The sequence below is a fragment of the Paenibacillus sp. ACRRY genome (genome assembly GCF_022346995.1).
Classification (GTDB): Bacteria; Bacillota; Bacilli; order Paenibacillales; family Paenibacillaceae; genus Paenibacillus.
On the sequence record NZ_JAKRNM010000002.1, the window covers coordinates 762,665 to 788,740 of the forward strand.

Sequence of the window (26,076 nt, forward strand, 5' to 3'; positions counted from 1 at the left end):
TCAGGTTCGGTGTCGTAACGAATCGTAGAGCTATTATTTCGTCATTTCGAGAGGGTGTTGCAGTTTTTTACTGAAATAGCGTGGCTCAGGTTCGTTAGATTTTTCATTCCACACGAATTCTCGTAATAAGGTGTAACGGATTCCTTAAAGTCTGGTCTGAATGGAGCAATCGACTCTCCACTGCATCCTTTTACTTCTCATTTCCACCTGATGACTTTGCTTTCTCCTTGGCAGAGCGGTAAACTGGTGCATACGAGCAAAAGGGATGAACGCAAAATGAGCATTCATAGGATCAAGTAAAATGGAACGAAAACCGGAGACGCAATATTAAGGTGTAAGGCATAACGCATAACGCTGGATTTTGATGAATTTGGAGGAAGCGGGCTTCATGGAAATGTTTACGATGCTGCTGGGTTTGTTTGAGCGGGCGGCGCTGCTAATTATCTTTTTATTCTTTTTATCAAGGGTACCTCGTTTTAGACAGATTTTGCAGAAGGGGAAACTAAGGCCACAGGAATATGTGGCGGTGACGCTGTTGTTCTGTGCTTTTGCGATCTTTGGCACCTATACCGGGATCAATGTGGAAGGTTCACTGGTGAATGTACGGATTATCGCCATTTTGTCTGGTGGAATTTTGTTTGGAGCACCTGTAGGGATTATTACGGGGATTGTATCGGGAGTGCACCGTTATTTAATTGATATGGATGGGGTTACAGCCATTCCGTGTCTCATTACGAGTATCATTGCCGGTCTGGTGTCGGGTTACATTCATAAATATACGCCCAAGTCGAAGCGATGGATGATTGGTATTGCGGCCGGGATGATCTGTGAAGCACTTACGATGCTGCTGATCCTGCTATATTCCTATCCAGACCCGCTCGGTGCTGACATTGTATCCAAGATTGCATTGCCCATGATTTTAGGTGAGGTCAATATTGGACTGATCGTGCTGCTGGTTCAGAGTGTGGAAGGGGAAAAGGAAATGATCGCAGCACGCCAGGCCAAGCTGGCCTTGGAAATTGCGAACAAAACCCTGCCCTACTTCCGCTCTATTGATGAGGATTCCCTGCGAACCATCTGTCGCATTATTCAAGAGGATATCCAGGCTGACGCTGTTGCCATTACGAATACACGGAATGTACTGGCCTATGTTGGGTTTGGAGAAGAACGATATCATATTGGCAATGAGATCATTAGCGAGATGACGAAGCAGACGATCTCCAGCGGAGAGATTACGATCAGTAACGATGTGACCGATGAGAAAACACCGGATATTCATTCCCTGCTGATTATTCCGCTCAAGGAACGGAGCGAGGTCACAGGAGCCTTGAAGATTTATTACCGTAAAGCCTATAAAATTACTTATCCGCTGCAAACGATGGCTGTGGGACTATCCCAGATTATTTCCACTCAGATGGAAGTATCCCGGGTCGAAGAGATTAAGGCAACCGCCAACAAAGCGGAACTGCGGGCGTTGCAGACAACCATTCATCCTCATTTTCTCTTCAATGCGCTGAACGCGATTGCTTCTTCGATTCGAACGAAGCCTGACCGGGCGCGGGAGCTAATCGTGAATTTGTCTGGATATATGCGCTACAATCTGGAGCTGTCGGATGAGCTGATCGATATCCATAAGGAGTTGGAGCAGGTCCGCAATTATGTAGAGATTGAGAAGGCTCGTTATGGCAGCAGGCTTAACGTGATCTATGAGATTGATGAAGTGGCGGTGCATATTCCAAGTCTGGTTATTCAGCCGCTGGTTGAGAATGCTATTATTCATGGTGTCCTCAAGGTCAAAGGTCCTGGAACGGTGCGGATTCGGGTACAGGATTACCCTGATTTTGTACGAATAGGAGTCAGTGATACCGGTGCTGGTATTAACCCCGATATCATTGATAAGGTCTATCATGACCGGATGCCGGGGAATCAGATTGGTTTATATAATGTTCATCGGCGAGTGAAGCTCATTTATGGGCAAGGTGTAACCATTACGCGGCTGGAGCAAGGAACCGATATTATTTTTGATGTACCCAAAGGAGATGTCGTAACAAGGTGATTGGTCTATGAGAGCCCTTATCGTGGAAGATGAAATTCCAGCAAGTGAAGAATTGAATTATTTGATCCAGGAACATAGTCAGATTGAAGTGGTTGCCTGCCTGGAAGATGGACTGGATGTGCTGAAGTTTCTGCAGGAGCAGGAAGTCGACGTTATTTTTCTCGATATTAACATTCCATCCCTGGACGGCATGATGCTGGCCCATCATATTGGGAAGTTCGCCAGTAAGCCTTATATCGTCTTTACGACAGCTTATAAGGAGCATGCGGCTGAAGCATTCGAGCTGGAAGCCTTTGACTACATTCTGAAGCCTTACGATGAGAAACGGATTGCAGCCATGCTGCTTAAACTGGAGAATACCTTCAAACGCGATCATGCGGGAGAAGGAATGGGTGAACACGGGCAGGCCCAAGTGATGGATGAGATTTCTGTGCAAGGATCACCGCCCAAAGCATCTGTTGCCGGAAGTGGAATACGAATTAATCTGCTGCGAAACGATAACATTATCGTAACGGATACAGCCGACATTTATTATGCGGAAGCACAAGAGAAAGTAACGAAGGTGTATACCAAAAATGGTGAGTTTACGATGCCAGTGAGTATTACGGATTTTCATTCCCGACTGCCCCAGGAGTCCTTCTTCCGCTGCCATCGTTCTTACCTGGTCAATCTGTCTCAAATTCGTGAAATTGTACCCTGGTTTAACAATACCTATCTGCTTCGTCTGCGCGATCTGGAAGCGGAAGTGCCAGTAAGCCGGGGCAAGGTCAAGGAATTCAGGCAGCTCATGCGCATATAGAGGCATTTCATTCCGTATCTGATGCAACTCATGCTTAAATCGGTGTTATGAATCCCCTTTCATGTATGATTAGCTTGTGAACGCATTCAAAGCAGCATTGTCATTCATCCAATGATGGACAGTGTGCTCAGACATGACATCGGCAAAGGGGAGATCACGATGAAAGCAGCTATTTCATCAGCACCTAATTCAGCAACGACATCCATAAAAATGAATCGTTGGCTTATTGTACTGGGAACGATCATTGTACAAATGGGCCTTGGAACCATCTACACCTGGAGTTTATTTAATCAACCGCTGTCTGATCGTTTCGGATGGGACGTCAGCTCGGTCGCGATAACTTTTTCCATCACGAGTTTTGCACTCGCATTTGCTACGCTGTTTGCAGGCCGGCTGCAGGAACGTTGGGGACTTCAGCGCCTGATCCGTGTTGCGGGGGTTGTTCTTGGTCTGGGACTGGTGCTCAGTTCTCAAGTTACTTCACTCACACTGCTCTACATTTTGGCAGGATTCGTGGTTGGATTCGCAGACGGGACCGCTTATATTACGTCGTTATCCAACTTGATCAAATGGTTCCCGGAACGCAAAGGTCTCATCTCGGGTATTTCCGTTGGTGCTTTTGGTACAGGCAGTCTGTTGTTTAAATATGTCAACTCGGCATTGATTGGCGCTGTAGGACCTGCTCAGGCATTTATGTATTGGGGCATCATTGTCCTGGTCCTGATTGTGGCCGGATCTTTCCTGATTCGTGAAGCCGTTGTTCGTGAGCAGGCTCCCGTTAGCAAGGCCGAAGGGGCGAAGCAGGAAGTTACTCGTCATCAGTACACGGTAAAAGAAATGCTTCGAACCAAAGAAGCGTATATGCTGTTCGTTATTTTCTTCACGGCTTGTATGAGTGGATTGTATCTGATCGGTATCGTCAAAGACATTGGCGTGCAGCTGGCAGGTCTTGACGTGGCTACCGCTGCGAATGCCGTAGCGATGGTTGCGATCTTCAATACGGCAGGGCGAATCATCTTGGGAGCCTTGTCGGACAAAGTAGGCCGAATGAAAGTGATTGCCGGTGCACTGCTGGTTACGGCAGCTGCTGTCATGACACTAAGCCTCGTTCCGCTGACCTATGGCGTGTTCTTCGCCTGCGTGGCTGCAGTTGCGTTCTGTTTCGGTGGTAACATTACCGTATTTCCGGCGATTGTCGCGGATTACTTCGGACTGAAAAATCAGAGCAAAAACTATGGCGTCATCTATCAGGGATTTGGAATTGGAGCCCTGGCTGGTTCCTTTATCAGTGCCCTGCTGGGCGGATTCCATCTGACGTTTATCGTTATTGCCATACTCTGTGCTGTTTCCCTGCTGCTTGCCTTGATGATTACACCTCCGGGTCAAAATCGTCGTACACGTCAGCATGAAGGTCAAATGAGTCTCAAACCTTCATCCCGGGCAAGCTGAGTGAATCCGAATTTTGAATATCGTTATAATGTAATGTTCTATATTAAATAAATGAATGGCGGTCTCTGCGGAGGCCGCTTTTTCCAATAGGGATAGGCAAAAACTGCTGGCTCGTACTGGACGGCTCGGGGGCAACGTGCATTGTATCCTGTGCTTCTGCTATACTCTAGGTGAATTGAATGACCACAACATCTGTTCGGATCTGGAGGAGGATTTCAATGAACTTCGTTAAATATGCTGAACCTGATTTTGCAGACTATTATGCTCTGGTTTCCAATATGGAAGTGATGAAACAAATTACGGAACGTACTCTCCCGGAGGATGAGGCGAAGACACAATTCCGATCCATGCTTGATTATAATCTGGAATCCAGCTGCGGATATTACCGGGTATCAGGTGCAGATGGAGCTGGGTTGGCATACGCCAAACTCATTCCGGATGAATCCGATTCATCCCGAGCGGAGATGGGCTACATGGTTTTGCCTGAGTACTGGGGCCAAGGTCATGGCACGTCTCATTTTAAAGGCACAGGCGGCGGGTATTGGTGTGCTTTACGCGATCATTGACCCATCCAACCTGGCATCCCGTCGAATATTGATCAGACAGAACTTCGTATCCACATGGACAGGCGATATGGAAGGACTCCCCGGCGAAATTCTGGAATTAAACCTTCAAGTGCGTCGGTAACCGATCACGCCAGGAGGGTAATGATATATACACATTCTGCTTATACCTGGCATGGGAGCTCATACCCGGCCGGGCATGATGCAGGATGCTGCACAGAGATATGGAGGAGATGGAGATGAGCAATACGGTAATGGAGCGTCTGAACGAATTGCTGCCTGAATGGCTGGAGACCAGTCGTCTGCATACAGGGCAGGGAAAGGTTGCTTCGTATATCCCGGAACTGGTCAAGGCTTCACAGGATGAGCTGGGCATACATATTATGGACGCCGAAGGCAATCATGTGTCTGCCGGAGATTGCGGTGTCCCCTTTACGATGCAGAGCATCTCCAAAGTGTTCACGCTTATTCTGGCCCTGATGGATCATGGGGAAGAAGCGGTTTTCTTTAATGTAGGAAAAGAACCTACGGGTGATGATTACAATTCGATGATCAAGCTTGAACTGGTTGAACCGGGTATCCCGTTTAATCCGCTGATTAACGCGGGAGCCATAACGGTCTCCTCCCTGGTCGCGGGAGACTGCAAGGAAGAGAAGTCACGGCGAATTCTGGAGTTTTTCCGCAAGCTCGCGAATAATGATCGGCTGGATTATAACGAAGAGGTCTTCCGGTCCGAATCGGAGACAGGTCACTTGAATCGTTCGCTGGCTTATTTTTTGAAGCATAATGGTGTAATCAAGGAAGATGTGGAAGATGTGCTCTGTGTCTATTTCCGTCACTGCTCGATCGAGGTGACTTGTGCGGATCTGGCCCGTATGGCTCTAGTGCTTGCCCATGACGGAACAGATCCGATCACCGGAAATGAGCTCATTCCCCGTCGCTATGTACAGATTGCCAAAACCTTCATGACGACCTGCGGTATGTATAATGCATCGGGCGAATTTGCCATTGAAGTCGGACTGCCTGCCAAAAGTGGTGTATCCGGCGGAATTATCACCCTTGTTCCTGGCCAATTTGGTATTGGTCTTGTAGGACCAGCTCTGAATCGTAAAGGGAACAGCATTGCGGGTGTGCATTTGCTGGAGCGTCTCTCCAAAGAGTTTGACTGGAGTCTTTTCTGAAGATTTCCCCATATACCCACCAAAATGGCCGATGAATCACATATCGGTCATTTTGCTTCTTTGGGCCGAAGTCAGCTCCGGCGAAAATGGGTGTTTGGATGCCTGAGAGAGCGTTATTGAAAGTGTAGGAAAACGGTCCTGCTTGCATAAATTCGGCTGCATCTATCGCGGAATATTCGCTAATGAGAGTTGGTAAAGTGCATAGTTCATATTGACGATGCAGGATCAGACTGTTGGATTTTTTCCTTCCACGTTATTCGTTCGCCAGTATCACATTGGTAATCAGATTCATCTGGATGTCCCGGGTCCCACTTTGTGTTAGCAGTCTGAGAGTACGGACAGAAGGGTCCAGCTTCAGTACTTGTCCTGTAAACCGGATATCGTCATGTTCATGGTACAGTGTTATGCTCACGGCATCTCCAAGCATCATTGAATTACTGAGCAAACGAGACATTTCTTCCGCTGCCTGAGCATCCAGTGATGGACGGGTACGGGGAGCAAGCTTTTCCTGATGGAGAATGTAAGCTTCCCGGTGCTCGGGAAGCATCATGCGTGAAGACTCAAAGAGTCCGTTTTGCTGTAGTTTTTTACTCATTTGTAATGACCTCCGATTTTATGGGAACGGTCTTGTGCCTGTGCAGACGAGCAGAGCGAGGAAGCCCGCATGATGGCGGTGTCTCCGAACTTGCGCTTGATGTCATCTGTCGCACGTTCCAGTTCTCTTTTGCGTTCACGATCATCGAACCAGGACAGCTGCACTTCGGAATCAGGCACCAGCCCGGTCAAGGAAATGCTGATGCGGCGGATGGGTAATCCGTCCCAATGACGAAGGAAGAGCGCCGCGGCCGCATCGTAGACTTCATCTGTAATGTTGGTTGGCTCGTTTACCTTCATCTGGCGCGAGAAGCCAGTTGGGCGGTCGTAGTCCTGCCCACGGCATCCCACGGAGACAACGTTGCCCATCAGTGATTTGTCCCGTGAACGTCGACAGACGAGCTCTGCCAGCTCAAGCAGGACAACCTTGATCTCTTCCCAGGACTCATAATCTCTGGGAAGCGTCATCTGATGTCCGATGCCCTGCTGCTGATGCGTGTATGTCCCGGGTTTCACGGGTGATTCATCCATGCCGCGGGCAATGCGCCATATTACTTCACCATTAACTCCCCAGCGTTCCCTCAGTCTGGACAGAGGCGTCTGTGCCAGATCACCAATGGTGTGAATTCCCATGTTATAGAGATGTCTCCCCATCCGTGAACCGACCATGAACATCTCCCGGACAGGTTTGGTCCAGATTGTTTTCTCCATGTCCTTACGATTCAGTACACAGATGCCTCCGGGGATTTTTTTGGCATATAAGTCACAGGCCATTTTGCTCACCACTTTGGTATCACTGATACCGATCCGAATATATACCCCGGTCTCCTCCATGACCCTGGATTGAATGCTGCGGGCAATCGTCTCCGGGCTGCCGAACAGATCCAGGCTTCCGGTGACATCGAGAAACTGCTCATCAATACTGTATGGCTCAACAAGGTCAGTGAAGGACTGAAGAATCCGGGTGATGTGAAGCGATACGCGAATGTATTCCGCCATCCGGGGGCGAACAACGACAACGTCCGGACATTTGGCGAGGGCATCACCCAGTCGCTCAGCCGTAGTAATTCCATAAGATTTGGCGAGAGGGCAGGCCGCAAGGATGATACCCGAACGGCGTGCCGGATCTCCCGCTACGACAAGGGGACGGTCTTTGTATTCGGGATGTGCCGATTTCTCCACACTGGCATAGAATGACTGGCAGTCTGCGAGCATAATGACGCGTCCATCTTTGCGGGACATAACGGGTCTCTCCTTTGTTCCATGATTCGGCTGTTCACGAACAGACCGAGCTATTCAGCCGTGTTTTTTACATTTTATTTACATATTGGAACAAGTGTTCCTGTTTTATAAGCATATCCCGAATGATCAAAAGCGGCAACCGGAATTTTTTTGCAAATTGGACACAATTATGGAATACGAATAATAGAGTCAGAATTTAGGAAATAAGATGTGCTTTTTTACATTTGATGTAAGAGATTCGTGACTTCAGGGTGATGACCCGGTGTTCATTTCGTTTTTTGTAAAAGTAATATAAATGGGCACAGTCCTATAAGGGGGGACTGATGTCCTTTTTTGCTTTTCTGCACTTTTCAGAAAACCTTGACAGGCCGCGGGTTTTCACTGATGCGTTATCGGACTATAGTATCAATTTTGTAATCTTTATGGTTAATACTGTAAAAACGTCCGCAACTTTAACATATGACTTGCGTTTAAAGGGGTAAGTGTTCAAGCAGAAACAGCTGCTGCATACCGCGTTGCATATAACTTTAACGGGTAGAGAACTGCAACAGGTCAAGGCGTTTACAATTAGGTTTTAACCATCACAAATGGTATTCATGAAGTTGAGAAGTCAGACAGACTTTTAATGCAAGTTGATGGCCGTTTTTACGGATTATGGGCAGAATGTTGCATTTCACGTTTGCTTCCATCAGCCTAGTTACAAATGCGGAGACTTGGCGCTATAGTGAGAACACACCGCTGGCATCTCTACCCGGAGCGGACATCCAAGCAGTATGAATGGCTGCATGCCTGTTAGCTTTATTCAGATTCAGAAGAAAACAGGCAGGATGCATAATAGAGAGGTGAGCAATCAGGAGCCATGAGCAGACGAAGACGAAAGCGCTGGATGTTGACGATGCTGACGGGAGCGGTTGTACTGACCGGTGGAATATTGGCCGGCTGGCACTACATGCAGCCCCAGCTCGTAACTTACACAGCAGAGAATGGCACGGAGATGAAATTCAAGACCGAGGGAGACCGGTTCATGGAATATGGGCCGGATGGAACATGGAGGGAGATGTTCGTTAAGGGCGTCAACCTGGGTGCAACTTCACCGGGATATTATCCAGGAGAATTTCCCCTGACCGAAGAGGATTACCTAAGGTGGTTCCAGCAGATTCAGGAAATGGGGGCCAATGTCATACGGGTCTATACGGTCCACGAACCGATTTTTTACTCTGCATTGGTCGATTATAACCGTGGCCGGGAGCAACCGTTATATTTTATACAGGGTATATGGTCGCCGGAAGAAGAGTTGATTGAGAAGCAGGACGCTTTTGCTGATCACATTGAACAGACGTTCAAGCAGGAGATTGAAAAAGCGGTAACCGCGGTATACGGGGATGCGGATATTCCCGAGAAGGCCGGAGCCTCCAGCGGCAAGTACAAGAAGAATGCCGGTAAATATCTGATGGCCTGGCATGTTGGCACCGAGTGGGATCCCACGATGGTAGACAACACGAATGAAAAACATCCCGATGTTCCGCAATACAAGGGCGTTCATTTTTCCGGGACAGCAGATGCTTCTCCTTTCGAGAACTGGTTAGCCGAGCTGCTGGACTACACAGCCGTTCTGGAGAAAAAGTATGGTTGGGAACATCCGATGACGTTCACCAATTGGGTGACAACCGATGTGCTGGAACATCCAGGCGAACCATTGTATGAGGAGGACCTCGTCAGTGTGGACGCCCGTCATATTCAGCCGGAGGAATGGCAGGGAGGATACTTCGCAGCATATCATGTGTATCCCTACTATCCGGACTTATTCCATACGGACCAGACGCTTCAAACAATCAAGGATGCAAACGGCGAGTACAACACGTACAAAAGCTATTTACGCAAGCTTAAAGCCGAGTATTCCGATATGCCTGTAATGGTTACAGAGTATGGTGTACCTTCTTCCCTGGGGATCTCTCATCTAGGCATGGGAGGAAGGGATCAGGGTGGACATAACGAGGCTGAACAAGGAGCCATTGACGCTTCATTGACTCAGGATATCTATGATGAAGGGTATGCGGGAGCAATTTTGTTCATGTGGCAGGATGAATGGTTCAAGAAAACCTGGAACACGATGCCTTTCGAAATTCCTGCTGATCGGCGGGCCTACTGGCTAAACGTGCTGACCAACGAGAAAATGTTCGGTCTGCTCGCCATGGATCCTGGCAAACAGGAACAGCTGACCATCGACGGGAAACTGGATGACTGGGCTGCGCTGGACGAAGAAGAGGTTACAGTGTGGCAGGGAAAAGTGAACGGCATTCAGGAAATGAAGCTGACCCACGACGAGGCCTATCTGTATATTGGGATGACGCTGGATCAGCCGTTTGATCCAGATAAAACGATACTTCACATAGGGACGGATACACTGGCAGGTGGCAATCAACCTGGCGAGCGCCTTCCGGAAAGAACGCTAAGTGACGGTCTCGAAACGGTCATCACGCTGGGGCAGGATGATGAATCCCAGGTAGAAATCGCCAAGGATTATGATTTTAACCAGCGTCTGTACGGTAAGGAAGGATACGATATGCTGCCGGACAAGCAAGCTGATGCTGCTGATCCCTTCCATCCGTGGAATTTGGCAGTCAGCTTGAGGATGACGCCTCCGGATACCCGGTCCGCTCATCCGTTTATGAATGAAAAGGTGGGTATCCTGAAGAGGGGAACAACCGCCCCCGGACAGTCCGATACGGATTCATTGACCACCTGGCAGTATGACGGTAATCAGGTGGAGATGCGGATTCCCTGGATGCTGCTTGGGTTTGGTGACCCAAGTTCACTGCAAGTGATCGATTATGGACCACTGCAGGAGGGACGGGAGTTTAAAACGGTAACGACTGAAGGCATAACGCTGGTTCCATGGTTAATAGACCGATCGACGGGCAGTGTAGCCTGGCCTGCAGGCGATCAGAACATTCTCGATTTGAAAACCTTGCCTGTGTATAGCTGGCAGCCGTGGGAACAGGTGAAATACAGTGAACGAATGAAGCTGAGTTACGAAGAAATGAAGAAAGTCTTTGAACAAATTCCAAGTTCTCAGATGAATTAAATGAGTATAAAGGAGGACCTTTTCACATGTTTTCGAGTTTGGTTTTGGCCTATATATTCCTATACATCTGTATAGCGCTTGTCGCTCTGGGTGTGATCCTGCTGTTTGCCATGAAAGTGTCCCATAACGGCAAACGACGCAAGATTGATTTTTACAAACAAAAGCAGCGGGATTACTTCACATATCTGCAAACGGCACTGACTGAAGGTCGTCCGCTGAGATTGCCTCCCGGCAAGCTGGCTCCGGTTGAACGCCAAGTGATCCAGAGCAAACTTATTGAGTGGATTGATCAATTCAAAGGAGAGTACCGGGACAAATTGATAGCACTCTGCCGCGAGGCAGGATTCATAGAGCATGATCTGAAAGAACTTGGCCGGCTGCGTTATGGCCGACAGATCGATGCAGCTTTTCGATTGGGCGGCATGCGCTGTCCCGAAGCCGTTCCTGGCTTAATGGAATTGCTCAAGGATGAGAAGCCTGGACCTATGGCATTCGTGATTGGACGTTCCATTGCGAGAAGCACGACTCGTCAGGGCGAATTGAAGGACATGCTTGAAGTGTTAATGACCAAAGGGAAGTCGATTCATCATCTGGCTGCAGATATTTTGCTTGAGACCAGTCTGGATACGAGCAGACTTCTGATTGAGCTGCTGGAAGATCGCAATCCTGATTTTGTAAAGGTTGGACTTGTCGCCATGTGGGGGCAAGCCGTACCGGAGGTCATGCCGGCACTTGACCGCTTGGTCGGTGCAGAGCATCAGGATGTACGGGCAGAGGCGGTGAAGCTGTATCTGAGCGCAAGTCCGGCACTTCAGGATGAGACGATTCTGAAGCTGATGAAGGATGCTGACCCGGAAGTGCGGGCAGAGGTCGTTCAGGCGCTCGGTTCGAAGCATGCGGCAGGCAGCATTCCACTGCTGCGCAAAGCGCTTCGTGATGAAGACTGGCGAGTGCGCTATAACAGTGCTGAGAGCTTGAGCAAGCTGGGTGAACCCGGTTTCGAAGCTTTGTGTCAGGCAGCGGTACAAGGTACCGGTGTTGAGCGTGAGATTGCCATGCAGCAAATTGAGAGCACGATGAAGCAATCCGGAGCCGATCACAAAGCGGTAGACCAGATGATTGTGCACAACAAGAGAAGACTGCTCTATGATCAATATTTTGCCCCTGTACCGGGTAACCGAACAACGAAGAGACGCACCGGTGTGGCTGCGGTAGGAGGGGATTACACTGCTTAGGGATCTGTTATTGATTTATGGCATGGTAGCCATCTACTATGTCGTTGCTGTAAATGCGCTGTATTTTTCCATTCTGGCGCTTTCATTCCGTAACATCTGGACCATTTTCAGACGGTCCCATTATTCCAAATACAACACATTGTCAGGATCGGAGCTGGTGCCTTCAGTATCCCTGCTGGTGCCCGCTTACAATGAAGAATTGACGATTATTGAAAATGTGAACTGTCTGATGACCCTGAATTACCCAACGTACGAAGTCATCGTGGTGAATGACGGTTCTAGTGACAGTACCTTGAAGGTGCTGCTGAAGGAATACCGTCTGAAACCTGTAACGGATACAAAGATCCGTGGCAAAATTCCTTGTCAAACCATTCGAGGGATATACCACAATCCGGAGTTTCCGGATCTGTACGTAATCGACAAGGAAAATGGCGGAAAGGCAGACTCGCTTAATGCGGGGATTAATCTGTCCCACTATCCGCTGATTTCCTCCATTGATGCAGACTCTTTGCTGGAAAAGGATGCCTTGATCCGCATGGCACGCATGTACATGGAGAATCCCGAAGAGACTGTGGCGATTGGCGGAGATGTTCGCATAGCGAATGGGTGCAAAATCGAAAACGGAGCTGTACAGGATGTCTCCCTGCCGCGCAAAATGTGGCCGATGTTCCAATCCATTGAGTATCTCAAAGCCTTTCTGGGCGGACGGATTGGCTGGAGCCATATGAATGGACTGATCATCGTGTCGGGTGCCTTCGGCATGTTCCGCAAGGATGCTGTTATAGCCGTTGGCGGGTACCGGGATGGTTATCCGGGGGAAGACATGAACATTATCATCAAGCTTCATCGCTATATGCTGGAAAACAAATTGAAATACCGCGTTGCCTTCTGTCCTGAAGCCGTTTGCTGGACACAGGCACCGGATTCCTACCGCATCTTGTCCAGTCAGCGCAAGCGCTGGGGACGCGGTAACCTGAAGAACATGCTTGAGAACCGCGGCATGCTGTTCAACCCGAAATACAAGGTGATGGGCATGCTGACCATGCCATACAACGTCATTTTTGAAGCGCTCAACCCTTATTTCCGAATTACTGGTCTTATCGCTCTTGCTGGTTATGTGCTGCTCGATATGACGCAGTGGCCGATTCTTGTTCTGTTCGGATTGCTGAACTTCGTGAGCGGTTATCTGCTGAGTGTAGGGGCATTGATTCTGGAAGAAATTGCGTTCCGGAGATATAACAAGTTGTCTGATCTGGTCAAAATGCTGGTTTACTCGGCTCTGAAATTTGTGGGCTATCACCAGCTTGGCGTTCTGTGGAGATTGCAGGGACACATTCAGTTCATGCAAAACAACAATTCATGGGGAACCATGACACGTCAGAGTTGGTCCGAGGAACAAAAGGGAAGCGAAGCTGCCTGATTCGCAGCCTGCATCGAGAGGTGCAGGACATTGGGCAACATCGAATTGGTACTAATGGCAATACAGCAGTAACAGAATAGATAACCAAGGGAGAAGGGTGGAAAAGAACATGCCTAATACGGCAACATTGCAGCGTGAAGCTGCCGTTAATGTGTACCGAAGTGTGGAACAGGGATTGAAGGATACGGGTGCCGGAACATGCGGCTTAATGTTCATCCATTGCGGAGGCGTACAGGCCCAGCCGGAGCAGCAGGTCAGGAATTATCTGGAGCAAACGAGCGAGTTTGCCTTCCAGCTGTGGAAGGATGGGGCAACTCAGACGCTTGCGGTCCTGCTGCCTGGTTTGACGCTGAACGAAGTTCACTATGAAGGGCTTCGCATCAAGCATGAGCTGCAGGAGACGGTTCCTGGAGCCGAGCCACAGATTACACTTGCGAGCTTCAAGGATAGTGAGCGTCCTTCTCAGGCGACGATTCAACATATGGCTGAATCTGCGAAGCTGGTTGACCCGTCGGAGATTCATATCTATACGCTGGACAAGACGGCGGACGAGCCGGGCAGAATTTTGATCGTGGATAACGATCCGACGGTTCGTGAGTTTCTGCAGCTGCGCCTGAAAATGCAAGGCTATGAGACGTATGAAGCTGTAGATGGCCTGGCTGCACTTGAATTGATTGAGAAGGTGTCACCTGACCTGGTGCTGACCGAATTGAATCTGTATGGGATTGACGGCCTGCCGTTCATTCACCATATACAGAACCTGGAGGTCGAGCAGCCGCCGAAAATCGTTGTGCTGACCGAGCAGCGTGTTGAACAGACAATCAGCCAATGCTTCCGCAGCGGTGTGGACGATTATATGACCAAACCCTTCTCCCCTGTGGAGCTGGATGCGCGTATTCGTCGCTGCTTGCACTAATAAGATGTTCAACCGAACGGATTTACGGAACACTACAAATACATTAACCTGGAGGGAATATCATGGAGAATCAACAATTCCATACATTACTGAATGCCATTGAAAACAAAGAAGCGGTGCTCGGCGTGGTCGGGCTCGGGTACGTAGGACTTCCACTTGCCGTGGAAATGGTGAATCAAGGCTTTACGGTAATCGGTATTGACCTGGACGCGTCCAAGGTCGACAGTATCTATAATGGGGATTCCTATATTCACGATATCTCGTCCGAGGAATTGAAAAAAGTGATGCAAACAGGCCGTTTTCAGCCTACAACGGATTACAGCATGCTGCGTGTCATTGATGCATTGAGCATTTGCGTGCCAACTCCGCTCAGTGAGAATCAGGATCCGGATACATCCTACATCGAGACAGTGGTGGATCAGATCAAACTGCACATGAAACCGGGCATGCTGATTACCCTGGAGAGCACAACCTACCCGGGTACAACGGAAGAGCTGATTCAGCAAAAGCTGGACAAAATCGGACATGAAGCCGGCAAGGACTATTTCCTCTGCTTCTCGCCTGAACGGGTGGACCCGTCCAACGGACGTTTCACCACGTATAATACGCCGAAAGTGATCGGCGGGACAACGGAAGCCTGCCTGAAACTCGGAACGGCGCTGTATAGCAAGTATGTACAAACGGTTGTACCGGTATCTTCACCAAAAGTGGCGGAGATGTCCAAACTGTTGGAAAATACGTTCCGCAGTGTAAACATTGCGTTCGTGAATGAAATGGCAATGATGTGTGACCGCATGGGTATCGACATCTGGGAAGTCATTGATGCAGCGGCGACGAAGCCTTTCGGATTCATGCCATTCTACCCAGGCCCAGGCATCGGCGGTCACTGCATTCCGCTTGATCCAATGTATCTGTCTTGGAAAGCGAAAGGGTTCCGCTTCTACAGCAAATTTATCGAGCTGGCACAATCGACCAATGACAACATGCCATACTATGTTCTGAACAAAACATCAACGATTTTGAACGAATACGCGAAATCTGTTCGGAACTCCAACATCCTGCTGCTCGGCATGTCGTACAAGCCGAATATTGCAGACCTGCGTGAGTCACCAGGACTTGAAGTATATGAACTGTTCAAGGAAAGCGGAGCGAATGTCAGCTACTACGATCCGTATGCTGATTCCTTCCGTGACAAGCATGACGATACGGTGTACAGCGAAGCATTCAACCTGGAGCAATTCAAGAAATATGACTGCATCGTGCTGATTACCAACCATAGAGATCTGCCATACAGCGATATTGCCGATTTGGGTGTGCCGATTCTGGATACACGCAATGCGTTCCGGACATACACACAGCCGCACATTTACAAAATTGGACACTCGGTTCAGCATCCTGTGCTGGAACCAAGTGAAGCGTTGCTCGTCTGAGAAACAACATGATTCGCTGGGGCAGGATGTCGGCGAGGACAAAATGGGCTTTGCTCGCTCTGACCTTTTGTTTGCTGCTGCTGCCCTGGCTGTTCAAATGGTTTTCGGCAGAGGAGAAAAAAGCGACCTGGCTGTGGGATGCTTCCATCATCGCAGAACAGACCCCGGATATTATCTCCTTCTCCAAGGAGCAGGGTGTAGATGTCATTTTCCTGCAGATGCAGGATGAAGTATCTGATGATACGTATCGCAAATTCATTGCGTCTGCCCGGCAGGCAGAGATCCAGGTACATGCCCTGAATGGTCATGCGGACTGGGCCTACAAGGACAAACAGGAAGAGGGACTCGCTTTCATTGAGCGCATCCGTGCGTATAATGCCGCTTCGGCCAAAAACGAGCGTTTCGAAGGCATTCAGCTGGATGTGGAGCCCTACCAACTGCAGCGCTGGGAGAATGAGCAGGACAGCGTCATTGCAGAGTGGAGTGAGAATATGAAGGCCTGGACAAAAGCGGGTAAGGATGCGGGACTCTATATGAGCGCAGCCATACCGTTCTGGCTGGATGCCCGTCGGGCATCCGAAGGCGGAGGAACGTTCAGCAGGTGGGTCATTGACCAGTTTGATGCCGTTGCGATCATGGCCTATCGGGATAGTGGTCAGCAGATGTATGACCTGTCGAAGGAAGAGCTGGATGAAGCGGATGAATTGGACAAGGACGTATGGATCGGAGCGGAGCTGGCCGATACGCATGAGGGCGAGCATCTGACCTTTTTCCGGAAATCCATAAGCAATATGGATGAAGAGATCGCCAAGGTGTTTGACCTGGCCGCATCTCATTCCTCCTTTGCCGGAGTCGCTGTGCATCATTATGAAGCGTGGTATGCGAAGGAAAACGGTCTTCCCCTGGCTCGCAAAAGTGATGAGGAGAAGTAGCGGGTAGCATGGAAAAGCAGACACCAAAAAGGCAAGTTTCCGGTTAAAGGAAACTTGCCTTTTTCTTTTGCTATTCGCTTTTTGACGCGTCTGACACGATAATCAACTTTTACCGTTTTCACTTGTCCGGTACCGATTGGGTGGCAGACCTACCTGCTTTTTGAACGCTTTGGAGAAGGAAAATAAATCCGGATAACCTACCGAATGAGCTACCTCCGTCAAGGTTAAAGGGGTTTGGACGAGCAGGCGTTTGGCCTGGTCCATTTTGAGCTGCTGGATGTATTGCACCGGAGATAACCCGTACGCTTTGCGAAATTGTTTGGCAAAATGAGTTCGGTCCACCCCCGCGTGAGCAGACACGCCTTCTACCGTGATCCCTCCGGCAAAATGAATGTCCATGTATTCCTTGCCTTTTTGCAGCCAGGGGATAGCCGCATCCGGCTGCAGCCCCTTGGCGGCAGAGGTACGGGAAACTCGATCGAATAGACCGAGAAACCGGGTGAGGCGTCCCAGGTCACTTGCTCCCCCCTGAGGTCTGCGAACTTCCTCCATAAAAGCACGCATTCCACTTGCCGTCTCTGGGGTCAGTATACCTGGACGGTGAGGAGCATCTGGCGTAAGACCAACTCGCGAGAGAAGTTCGGTTGCATGCCTACCGTCAAAGGCGATAAAAATCTTCTGCAGCGGCTCCTTGGGTTCAGTCCAATACTCATGGGTGACATGTGGAAACAGACAGAAAGCATCCCGTGCCCTGAGAGGATACTGTTTTCCGTTCTGTATAAATGTCCCTTCTCCCTCGAGGACAAACAGCAGGTAATGATAGGGCGTTGTACGAGGGCCGATATGATAATTGTTCTTGGCGATATTACGTCCAATTCGTATAGGCCAGGCTCCACCAGCTTTCTCGAATTCGGAAGGAGTAAAAAAAATAATATCCAAAAACTCGTGGTGGTCCTCCTTCATGCTGTCCGTCATCAGGAACACCTCTTTAAAATAAGTTTGATTTCTAATGTTTGCTAGTTGTTATTATTATAACCTATTATACAGGTGGGTTTTGTGCATATTCAAGAAGAGTATGACTTATTCCTGTAAGATGACCACAAAATGACAAAAATAAGTTGTCGTAAAATGACATTGATCACAGACAAATCAATTGATATGATGTCCATACCTATTAAACCAAGTTAATTAATCGGTTTTGTGTTTTATAAATGTAAGAATGAAACGATAACGAAGGGGACAGACAAGACCTGGAGAAGCGAAGCCTACGTCTTTATCACTGGATTTTCCCTTGGAAAGGGAATTCCAAAGAAATCTGGGGATAAGAGGGAGCGAAAGGTTTTCTGTAACCGTAGTGGGAGAGTAACAATTCAGTAGTCCAATTTATCAACAGAGAGGAATGAACTTATATGAGTGAACACGAAGAACTGAAATTCGGATGGTTTTTGCCAACGGCTGGAGACGGAAAATATGTTGGGGTCGCCCCTGAACGGGAGCCGAGCCTGGATTATTTGATACAGGTAGCACAATCGGCCGAAACGGCAGGATTTGAATTTGTATTGATCCCGACCGGTGGGGCATGTCTGGATGCTTGGGTCGTCGGTTCGGCAGTGATGAGTCATACTCAAACACTTCGTCCTCTGGTGGCCATTCGACCAGGCCTGGTTACACCGGTGCTCGCCGCACGGATGGGTGCTGCACTGGATCAGCTCTCTGGCGGACGTGCCATGATTAATGTCGTGACAGGCAGCTCGGTCCGAGATTTGGAGGAACTGGGAGATCCGCTGGCGCATGCCCATGACGAACGTTATGTACGGGCGAGCGAGTATATGGAAGTGATGAAGCGTTCGTGGACACAGTCGACTGGACTCAATCTGACCGAGTTTGCTGGCAGTAGTTCCAAATCGAATGCGGAAGCATCCAGTAATGAGAATCTGGAGTTTAATGGACAATATTACAACTTCAAAGGCCCTGTAGGCATGCCGGAAACGGTACAGAAGCCTTACCCGCCATTTTATCTGGGCGGAAGTTCACCTATTGCCAAAAGAGTGGCTGTAGAGCATGCCGACACGTTCCTTATGTGGGGTGAACCGCACGACTGGATCCAGGAACAGATTGAGGAAATTGAAATGATCCGCGAACAGGTGAAACAGGAAACAGGACAGGATCGCCAGCTGCGTTATGGGATGCGGGCACAGGTGCTCATTCGGGATACCGAGGAAGAAGCTTGGGCAGCAGCGTGGGAGATTATTAGCAAAGTTCCACCTGAAGCCATCGAAAAAGCAAAAGTGGCTTTCGCTGAGACTGACGCTACCAACCAGCGCAGACAGAATGAACTCCGTGAATTGTCCGAGAAACAGCAATTCGTTGTAGGGCCCAACTTGTGGACAGGTTTATCCGTTGTTCGTTCAGGCGGGGCAATCCTCATCGTCGGTACGGCAGAACAAGTTGCAGAGCGTCTGATGGAATACGCGGATCTCGGCGTAACCACATTCATATTGTCGGGGTATCCGCATCTGGAAGAAGCCGAAATATTTGGCGATAAAGTGATGCCAATCATTCGCAGCAAGTGGAGTACGAGAAATGTGAAGCATCAGCTAAGCAACACTTAATTCAAATTATCATCTAATTCATCATTACTCTTAGGAGGTCGTCTTTCATGAGAAAAAATAAAAAATTCATCCTTCCCCTGGTCAGTATGCTGGTCTTGTCATTGCTGCTGTCCGCTTGTGGGGGCGGGGGTAACTCTGCAGCAGGCGATAACGGTGCCTCCGGTTCAGGCAAAGTCACCATCAGCTTCATGCACTGGCGCGGTGAAGATGCTGAAGCACTGAACAAGACCATTGATGCATTTGAAAAGGAAAACCCGAACATTCATGTGGAGATGCAGACGCTTCCTTCTGACCAGTATCAATCCACAGTTCAATCCAAGATCAGTGATGGTTCGGTAGGGGATGTATTTGCTTCCTTCCCGGGTGCACAATTCGATGCTTTTACCAAAGCCGGATTGTTCACGGACCTGACAGGATCATCTTTTCTCTCTGCCTATAACTCCAAGCTGATCGAGGCAGGCCAGCTGGATGGCAAGCAATATGCCATTCCGTATCAGCTCGTATACAACGATCCAATTTATAATGTGAAGCTGTTTGAAAAATACGGTCTGACACCGCCGAAGGACTGGGACAGTTTTCTGGCGCTCTGCCAGACACTGAAAGACAACGGAATTATCCCGATCGCATTTGCCGGAGCGGACATTGGTCCAGGGCAGTTCATGAACACCATGGTGATGAATAATGCACCAAGTGACGACATTTTTACCAAAGTGGAAGCAGGAGAGGCGAAACTCACAGATGAGTTCTGGGTAAAAACACTCACGCAAATGAAGGAACTGAACGATAAAGGCTACTTCCAGCAGGATGCACTGGGTACCAAGGACCCGGCGGCGGGAGCGCTGTTCATTCAGGAGAAGGCAGCCATGCTTGCAAGTGGTTCCTATCAGCTGGCTCAGAACAAGCTGCAAAATCCGAATTTGGAGCAAAAGCTGCTTGCACCCATCACAGTAAGTGCAGATCAGGCAAAGTATGAAGGGGTTCATACCACGACGTTTATGCTTGCGGTAAACAGCAAGTCCAAACATCCGGAAGAAGCCAAGAAGTTTATCGAGTTTCTGAGCAAACCCGAAGTGGCTGGGGAGTATGCCAACCAGACGGGTCAGAACGTAACTGTAAATGACGTGAAGTATGATTCTGCCGAACTTCAGGTTGCAGGGGAGTGGGCAAACAAAAAGACCGTGTTCCAGCCGCGGTTCACCATTCTGAATGGAGATAATCAGAAGGCTATCACCAACTCCATTCAGGCCGTGCTTAGCGGGACTTCCCCTGAAGAAGCCGCGCAGCAGGCACAAGCGATCATTGATCAGCATATCGGGAAATAAGTCATGAAGAATCGTATTCAGCTATCCCTGTTTCTGTTACCCGGGTTGCTGCTGTACGTGGGACTGTTCGTATTTCCTACATTGACGGGGCTGTTCTACTCCTTTACGGATTGGGACGGGGTATCCCCGTCGTATGCGTTTGTAGGGCTGGATAATTATAAAGACAGTCTCAGCAGCATCGTCTTTCGCAAGGCTTTTGGCAATAACGTTGAATTCATGCTCACGGTGGTTATTGCCCAAACCTTTATTTCACTTGTTTTGGCCTTACTGCTCGTCCGAAACACCAAAACGCGGATCGTGCTTCGCGCCCTGTATTTTCTCCCGGCCATTTTGTCCTCTGTATCGGTTGGACTGATCTGGGCTTTCATGTATGACCCATCCATTGGATTGATTAACTATGGATTGAACGGGGCAGGGATGGAGAGTCTTGCACGCAACTGGATCGGTGATCCCAAAATTGCAATCTACTCCATTGCAGCCGTACAGGTCTGGGCTCACGCCGGACAAATGATGATTGTGTTTATCGCAGGCTTGCAAGGCATTCCGGCTGAACTCTATGAGGCCGCTCGAATGGACGGCGGCAGCAAATGGCAGGTATTCCGTACGGTGACCTGGCCGCTGCTTGCCCCTTCGGCTACGATTGTCGTTGCCTATACAACGATCCAATCGTTTAAAGCTTTTGATCTTATTTTCACCATGACGGACGGAGGTCCGAACTACGCGACTGAAATTTTGACGACGTATATTTATCATACCGCCTTTGGCAGCTATTCATTTGGCCTCGCTTCTGCGGGTTCAATGATCTTCCTGGTTCTGCTGGCTTTGCTGACGTTTGTGCAGTTCAAGGCACTGCGTGCTGATCGGGTAAGCTATTGATGCCGGAACGTGCTCGCACAAGAGGCAGAAGGGAGTTCACATGTTTCTAAAATGGTTCAATCGCCTGATATTGTTGGTGTACGCGCTGCTGATTATCGTGCCGCTGTACTTCGTATTTGTATCCTCATTCAAAACAAGCAGCAATTTCTTCACCAGTCCATTCAGCTGGCCTGATCCGTTTACCTGGGATAACGTTACGGGCATGTTTCGCAATCAGCCGATGTGGCAATATTTCGGCAACAGTCTTGTCGTAACACTAGGTACGGTGGTGATTGAGCTGCTGCTGAGCAGCATGATTGCCTACGCCATTGTTCGCTGGGGCGGAAGTGTGGGTAAGATTGTGTTTGGGCTGTTTGTGGCTGGGCTTATTGTTCCTTCCCAGGTCAGCATGCTGCCGATCTACTCCCTTACACGTACGTTGGGATGGTCGGACAGTCTGACGGGACTGATCGTTGTATCGGCCGCCATGCTGATGCCTGTCTCCGTATTCATGCTGACGGGTTTCATGCGCATGCTGAATGCCGAGATTCTGGAGGCGGGAAGCATGGATGGGGCAAGCGAGTGGCGGCTCTACACACGGATTGCGCTTCCGCTGGCTGCGCCTTCACTTGCAGCTACAGCTACGTTCCTGCTTGTCATGGTTTGGAATGATCTGCTCATTCCGATGCTCATGCTCAGCAGCAAGTCCAAACTGACGTTACCGCTGGCACTTATGCAGTTCCGCGGGGAGTATGTGACGAACTATCCGATGATGCTGACAGGAGTACTGGTGACAGCCATTCCGATGATTGTGCTGTTCATTTTGCTCCAGCGTTATTTTGTTGCAGGTCTGACAGCGGGTTCACTCAAGGGGTGAGCTATTGGAAGGTGACGTGAAGAAGAGCGTATTTTTCATTGATTTCTGGATCATTCTGCATAATAATGGTTTAGTGTCAGAATGACTACATAGAGATCAAGGAGCTATCGTTATGACTAAACTGGAAGTGTTGCGGAATCCCAAGCAGCGCAAGCTGCTGTTCAGTGCCGGGATGAGCTGGCTGTTTGATGCAATGGAAGTCGGCATGATTTCCTTCATCGTGGCAGCTCTTGCCAAGGAATGGAGCCTCAGTCCCGGACAAGTCGGTGTGCTGACCAGTATCAACTCCATCGGTATGGCGCTGGGTGCATTACTTGCGGGTGCACTCGCTGACCGTTTTGGCCGTAAGGCCATTTTGATGTGGACCCTGTTAATCTTCACGATTGCGAGCGGTTTGTCTGCACTGGCGACCGGCTTTGCCGTACTGTGCGTACTGCGCCTGGTTGCTGGAATTGGACTTGGTGGAGAGCTGCCTGTAGCCTCCACACTGGTATCAGAGTCCATGCCGACGGCAGAACGCGGCCGTGCCGTCGTGCTGCTGGAGAGTTTCTGGGCTGGAGGCTGGATTGTATCGGCACTCATTGCCAACTTTGTCATCCCGGAATACGGCTGGAGAATTGCATTTGCCATTGGTGCCGTTCCGGCATTCTACGCGCTGTATCTGCGACGTGTCATTCAGGACCCGCCGCGTTACAAACAAAACAAAAGCATCCGGAAGACGACGTTCCGGGAGAAAGTGGCTGCTGTCTGGTCTGCTCCGCATCGCCGGACAACCATCATGCTCTGGATCTTGTGGTTTACGGTGATTTTCTCCTACTATGGCATGTTCCTGTGGCTGCCTTCCGTCGTGATGGCCAAAGGCTTCACCCTGGTCAAAAGCTTTCAGTACGTGCTGATTATGACCTTGGCACAGCTGCCAGGTTACTTTACAGCGGCTTATTTTATCGAGCGGTACGGACGCAAATTCGTCCTCGTTGTTTATCTTACACTGACGGCAGTGAGTGCGATTGCTTTTGGTTTGGCAACAACCGAAGCGGCGATTCTCACCGCAGGCATCTGTCTTTCTTTCTTCAATCTGGGGGCATGGGGCGGTCTGTACGCGTATAGTCCGGAATTGTATCCAGATTCGGTTCGTTCGACAGGTGTGGGTCTTGCTACATCGGTAGGCCGCATCGGGGGCGTCCTTGCTCCATTGATGGTCGGTATGCTGGTTCAGCGTGAGGTGGCCATCAGCCTGATTTTCACGATTTTCTTCGTGACGATCCTGATTGGAGCAGCGGCTGTACTGTTCCTCGGCCGGGAAACGAAGGGTCAGGAACTGGCAGAGTAGATGTAAATAAATTCAAGCGCAACTTTTGTGCGGGTCTGCCTGCCTACGGAAATGGAGGCTGGACAAGCGGCATAAGGTTGATACAAGAAGAGGCATAGCCCTGATATGACCATGGGCTCATGCCTCTTTTTGCTATATTCAAGGCCCTGTTTTTCATGCTCCATCGGTCCGATAGACGGCACTTTGGCGATATCCTATAATGACACTCGGGATGTCCATAAGGGAGGGTTCAGGGGAAGAAGTGGGGTCTGGACTCAGAATAATGGAGGTTAATTGAATCATGAAAAATAATATTAAAATGGATCAAACGAATAAAATGTCTGAAAAGAATAAGGTGAGTGGAACGAAAAGTGCCAATGAACTGATCAGGGCCTATAGGTTAGAATTAAGCAAAATTGCCGGCAACATGGAACCGATCACGGTGAGTCGGGCAGTAACTCATCGGAGGGGGAAAAAGGCTGGCAAAAGAGCAGGACGAGTCAGTTTACTACTCAGTGCCTTTGCGATTGCTCTTGGTCTCACGATGGCAGCTCCATCTGCGGGGGCACAGAAGCTGGAGCAGGGCGTTCAAAGTGAGCATGTGCTGCAATTGCAGGAACAATTACGCGATCTGGGATACTTCAAAGCCGGATTAACTGGATATTACGGTTCCATTACGAAAAGCTCTGTACGCAAATTTCAGCAGGCTCAGGGGCTGAGTGCGGATGGGATTGCAGGTCCGGTAACATTGAACAGGCTGAACAAAAAAGCCAAAGCTGAAGGTGAGACGCTGCGTCAGTTGGCGAAACTAATTCACGGGGAAGCGCGCGGGGAATCCTTTGAAGGACAGGTTGCTGTAGGGGCGGTCGTCTTGAATCGGGTGCATTCAAACGCCTTCCCGTCATCCATCCCGAAGGTGATTTTCCAGAAGGGGCAGTTCACTGCGATCGATGATGGTCAGTTCAATACAAAGCCGACAGCTACCTCTTATAAGGCAGCACGTAAAGCTTTGAATGGTGCTGATCCGACGAACGGTGCGCTCTATTATTACAATCCGAAGATCGCTACTTCGCTGTGGAGCAAAAGCAGGCCGACTCTTTTGACGATTGGGCAGCATGATTTTACGAGATGAGACAGCTTGAGGCAGTAGCTAGAGCAAATACATTTTCTTAATAAAAACAAGGAACCCCAGCTGTGTATTCTGCTCTTCTGCAGGTACGTGGCTGGGGTTTAACAATGATGTTATCGCGGACAAATGATATCTTGGCATTGAAGTAAATATGAGTTTGTTTTTATGGTTGGACCGTGAAAGGAATACTCAACGAAGTAGGCTCTACAATGGTCTCTCCGGTGTCATAGTCATAGATTCTGTTGAAAACCAATTCAATGGATTCCAGCTTGTCAGGGTCATCTGTGTATACGAAACCATAGCCCATATTATCCATGACTACGCCGTCATATTGATGATAAACATAAGGTTTCCTCATGAAATTACGATCTGCTGAGATGGGTTTACCTGTATTGGGATGAATGGAATTCAAACCGTAAAATCCGATATTTTGATCCGTTGTATTTTCTACACTGTAGATGATTTTGATATAAGTCATATCAGGACCGATATCTTCTTGATTCAGAATAGAAATGTTTTCTCGGGAATCCTCGGGAATCTCACGAGCCTCTAATAGTTGAACATCCATCATATGAATCGTTAATGGCCCGAATTCAATACTTTGTTTCAGAGGCACAGCTTTTAACAATTGGAGTTGTCCGCCGTAATCAAATGTGCCTGTATCTCCGGGTTCGGACAGAAGCGGAGATGGTACACTTTCAAAAAGCTTGTCCTGAAGATCGCTGGCAGCTTGTTCGAATTGATTATAATCTGGCTTAAGTCCTTTGTATGTTTCTTCAGCGCGGAAAGGCTTTACACCGGATTTTAGGACGAGTTCAGTGGAAGAAGTCTTTGGCTGTAAAGGGGGGATTTCGATTTCCAGTTGTGTAGATGTGGCATCATTGGAGCTGCCTGAACCGCCCAAAAGTGCGAGAGCGAGCAGTAAATGAAATACAAACATAAAAAGCGGCACCCTTTCTCTTAGGAAAATAGCAATTCAAATATATCGTATATAATCATAACAAAACAGCTCATGGTGACCATGAGAATATGGGCCCAACTTCAGCTAATAGTATATTGATAAGTCCTTT

22 protein-coding genes are annotated in these 26,076 nt (G+C 49.0%); 17 read left to right on the plus strand and 5 right to left on the minus strand.

Features of this window, described 5'->3' with window-relative positions:
- Positions 1-388: 388 nt before the first annotated feature.
- The 5 genes from MH144_RS12780 (at position 389) to glsA (ending at position 6,048) form a co-directional block, all read left to right on the plus strand.
- Positions 389-2,056 carry a sensor histidine kinase gene (locus MH144_RS12780; RefSeq protein WP_239300315.1) on the plus strand — a complete coding sequence of 556 codons (1,668 nt, stop codon included), beginning with the start codon at positions 389-391 and terminating at the stop codon, positions 2,054-2,056.
- Positions 2,057-2,063: 7 nt separating this feature from the next.
- Positions 2,064-2,855, plus strand: coding sequence for a LytR/AlgR family response regulator transcription factor (locus MH144_RS12785; RefSeq protein WP_239300317.1), 792 nt, complete (start codon positions 2,064-2,066; stop codon positions 2,853-2,855).
- A 210-nt stretch (positions 2,856-3,065) separates the two neighbouring features.
- Complete coding sequence (locus MH144_RS12790; protein ID WP_481857359.1) at positions 3,066-4,304, plus strand: L-lactate MFS transporter; 1,239 nt, start codon at positions 3,066-3,068, stop codon at positions 4,302-4,304.
- Between the two features lie 218 nt (positions 4,305-4,522).
- Entirely contained in the window at positions 4,523-4,870 is a 348-nt protein-coding gene (locus tag MH144_RS12795) for a GNAT family N-acetyltransferase (protein ID WP_239300319.1), read from the plus strand.
- Positions 4,871-5,106: 236 nt separating this feature from the next.
- Positions 5,107-6,048: a glutaminase A gene (gene glsA / locus MH144_RS12800; protein WP_110759196.1), complete on the plus strand. Its 942-nt coding sequence runs from the start codon at positions 5,107-5,109 to the stop codon at positions 6,046-6,048.
- Between the two features lie 253 nt (positions 6,049-6,301).
- Here the strand turns inward: glsA and MH144_RS12805 are convergent, their stop codons facing one another.
- Positions 6,302-6,643, minus strand: a complete 342-nt coding sequence (locus tag MH144_RS12805) for a YolD-like family protein (protein ID WP_239300321.1) — start codon at positions 6,641-6,643, stop codon at positions 6,302-6,304.
- Complete coding sequence (locus MH144_RS12810) at positions 6,640-7,884, minus strand: DNA polymerase IV (RefSeq protein WP_239300323.1); 1,245 nt, start codon at positions 7,882-7,884, stop codon at positions 6,640-6,642. Before MH144_RS12810 ends, MH144_RS12805 begins: the two co-directional genes overlap by 4 nt.
- Positions 7,885-8,743: 859 nt before the next feature.
- Here MH144_RS12810 and MH144_RS12815 point away from each other — a divergent pair.
- The 6 genes from MH144_RS12815 (at position 8,744) to MH144_RS12840 (ending at position 16,902) form a co-directional block, all read left to right on the plus strand.
- Entirely contained in the window at positions 8,744-10,969 is a 2,226-nt protein-coding gene (locus MH144_RS12815) for a hypothetical protein (RefSeq protein ID WP_239300325.1), read from the plus strand.
- 26 nt (positions 10,970-10,995) lie between these two features.
- Positions 10,996-12,204, plus strand: a complete 1,209-nt coding sequence (locus MH144_RS12820) for a HEAT repeat domain-containing protein (RefSeq protein ID WP_239300327.1) — start codon at positions 10,996-10,998, stop codon at positions 12,202-12,204.
- 22 nt (positions 12,205-12,226) lie between these two features.
- Positions 12,227-13,624 (plus strand): glycosyltransferase family 2 protein, encoded by a 1,398-nt coding sequence (locus MH144_RS12825; RefSeq protein WP_239300329.1) that lies wholly within the window; start codon positions 12,227-12,229, stop codon positions 13,622-13,624.
- A gap of 109 nt (positions 13,625-13,733) precedes the next feature.
- Positions 13,734-14,540: a response regulator gene (locus tag MH144_RS12830; protein WP_221805408.1), complete on the plus strand. Its 807-nt coding sequence runs from the start codon at positions 13,734-13,736 to the stop codon at positions 14,538-14,540.
- 62 nt (positions 14,541-14,602) lie between these two features.
- Entirely contained in the window at positions 14,603-15,970 is a 1,368-nt protein-coding gene (locus tag MH144_RS12835) for a nucleotide sugar dehydrogenase (protein WP_239300331.1), read from the plus strand.
- A gap of 8 nt (positions 15,971-15,978) precedes the next feature.
- Complete coding sequence (locus tag MH144_RS12840; RefSeq protein ID WP_239300333.1) at positions 15,979-16,902, plus strand: hypothetical protein; 924 nt, start codon at positions 15,979-15,981, stop codon at positions 16,900-16,902.
- A 102-nt stretch (positions 16,903-17,004) separates the two neighbouring features.
- Here MH144_RS12840 and MH144_RS12845 read toward each other — a convergent pair whose 3' ends face one another.
- Positions 17,005-17,877, minus strand: coding sequence for a helix-turn-helix transcriptional regulator (locus MH144_RS12845; RefSeq protein ID WP_239300335.1), 873 nt, complete (start codon positions 17,875-17,877; stop codon positions 17,005-17,007).
- 434 nt (positions 17,878-18,311) lie between these two features.
- On the opposite strand from MH144_RS12845, the gene MH144_RS12850 reads away from it, so the two are divergent.
- The 5 genes from MH144_RS12850 (at position 18,312) to MH144_RS12870 (ending at position 23,898) form a co-directional block, all read left to right on the plus strand.
- On the plus strand, positions 18,312-19,514 hold the full coding sequence (locus MH144_RS12850) for an LLM class flavin-dependent oxidoreductase (RefSeq protein ID WP_239300337.1): 1,203 nt from the start codon (positions 18,312-18,314) through the stop codon (positions 19,512-19,514).
- A 47-nt stretch (positions 19,515-19,561) separates the two neighbouring features.
- Entirely contained in the window at positions 19,562-20,836 is a 1,275-nt protein-coding gene (locus MH144_RS12855; RefSeq protein WP_239300339.1) for an ABC transporter substrate-binding protein, read from the plus strand.
- A gap of 3 nt (positions 20,837-20,839) precedes the next feature.
- The gene (locus tag MH144_RS12860) at positions 20,840-21,712 is read left to right on the plus strand and encodes a carbohydrate ABC transporter permease (protein WP_174818694.1); all 873 of its coding nucleotides are present in this window, start codon (positions 20,840-20,842) and stop codon (positions 21,710-21,712) included.
- Positions 21,713-21,752: 40 nt separating this feature from the next.
- Complete coding sequence (locus MH144_RS12865) at positions 21,753-22,568, plus strand: carbohydrate ABC transporter permease (protein ID WP_127537890.1); 816 nt, start codon at positions 21,753-21,755, stop codon at positions 22,566-22,568.
- 112 nt (positions 22,569-22,680) lie between these two features.
- Complete coding sequence (locus MH144_RS12870; RefSeq protein ID WP_239300340.1) at positions 22,681-23,898, plus strand: MFS transporter; 1,218 nt, start codon at positions 22,681-22,683, stop codon at positions 23,896-23,898.
- A 153-nt stretch (positions 23,899-24,051) separates the two neighbouring features.
- On the opposite strand, the gene MH144_RS30765 is transcribed toward MH144_RS12870, so the two are convergent.
- Positions 24,052-24,180, minus strand: coding sequence for a hypothetical protein (locus tag MH144_RS30765; RefSeq protein ID WP_275440071.1), 129 nt, complete (start codon positions 24,178-24,180; stop codon positions 24,052-24,054).
- On the opposite strand from MH144_RS30765, the gene MH144_RS12875 reads away from it, so the two are divergent.
- A complete protein-coding gene (locus MH144_RS12875; RefSeq protein ID WP_239300342.1) occupies positions 24,179-25,009 on the plus strand; it encodes a cell wall hydrolase in 831 nt (276 codons plus the stop codon). The two genes, MH144_RS30765 and MH144_RS12875, sit on opposite strands and share 2 nt — an antisense overlap.
- Positions 25,010-25,169: 160 nt before the next feature.
- Here MH144_RS12875 and MH144_RS12880 read toward each other — a convergent pair whose 3' ends face one another.
- Entirely contained in the window at positions 25,170-25,946 is a 777-nt protein-coding gene (locus MH144_RS12880) for a hypothetical protein (protein WP_239300344.1), read from the minus strand.
- Between the last annotated feature and the right edge of the window lie 130 nt (positions 25,947-26,076).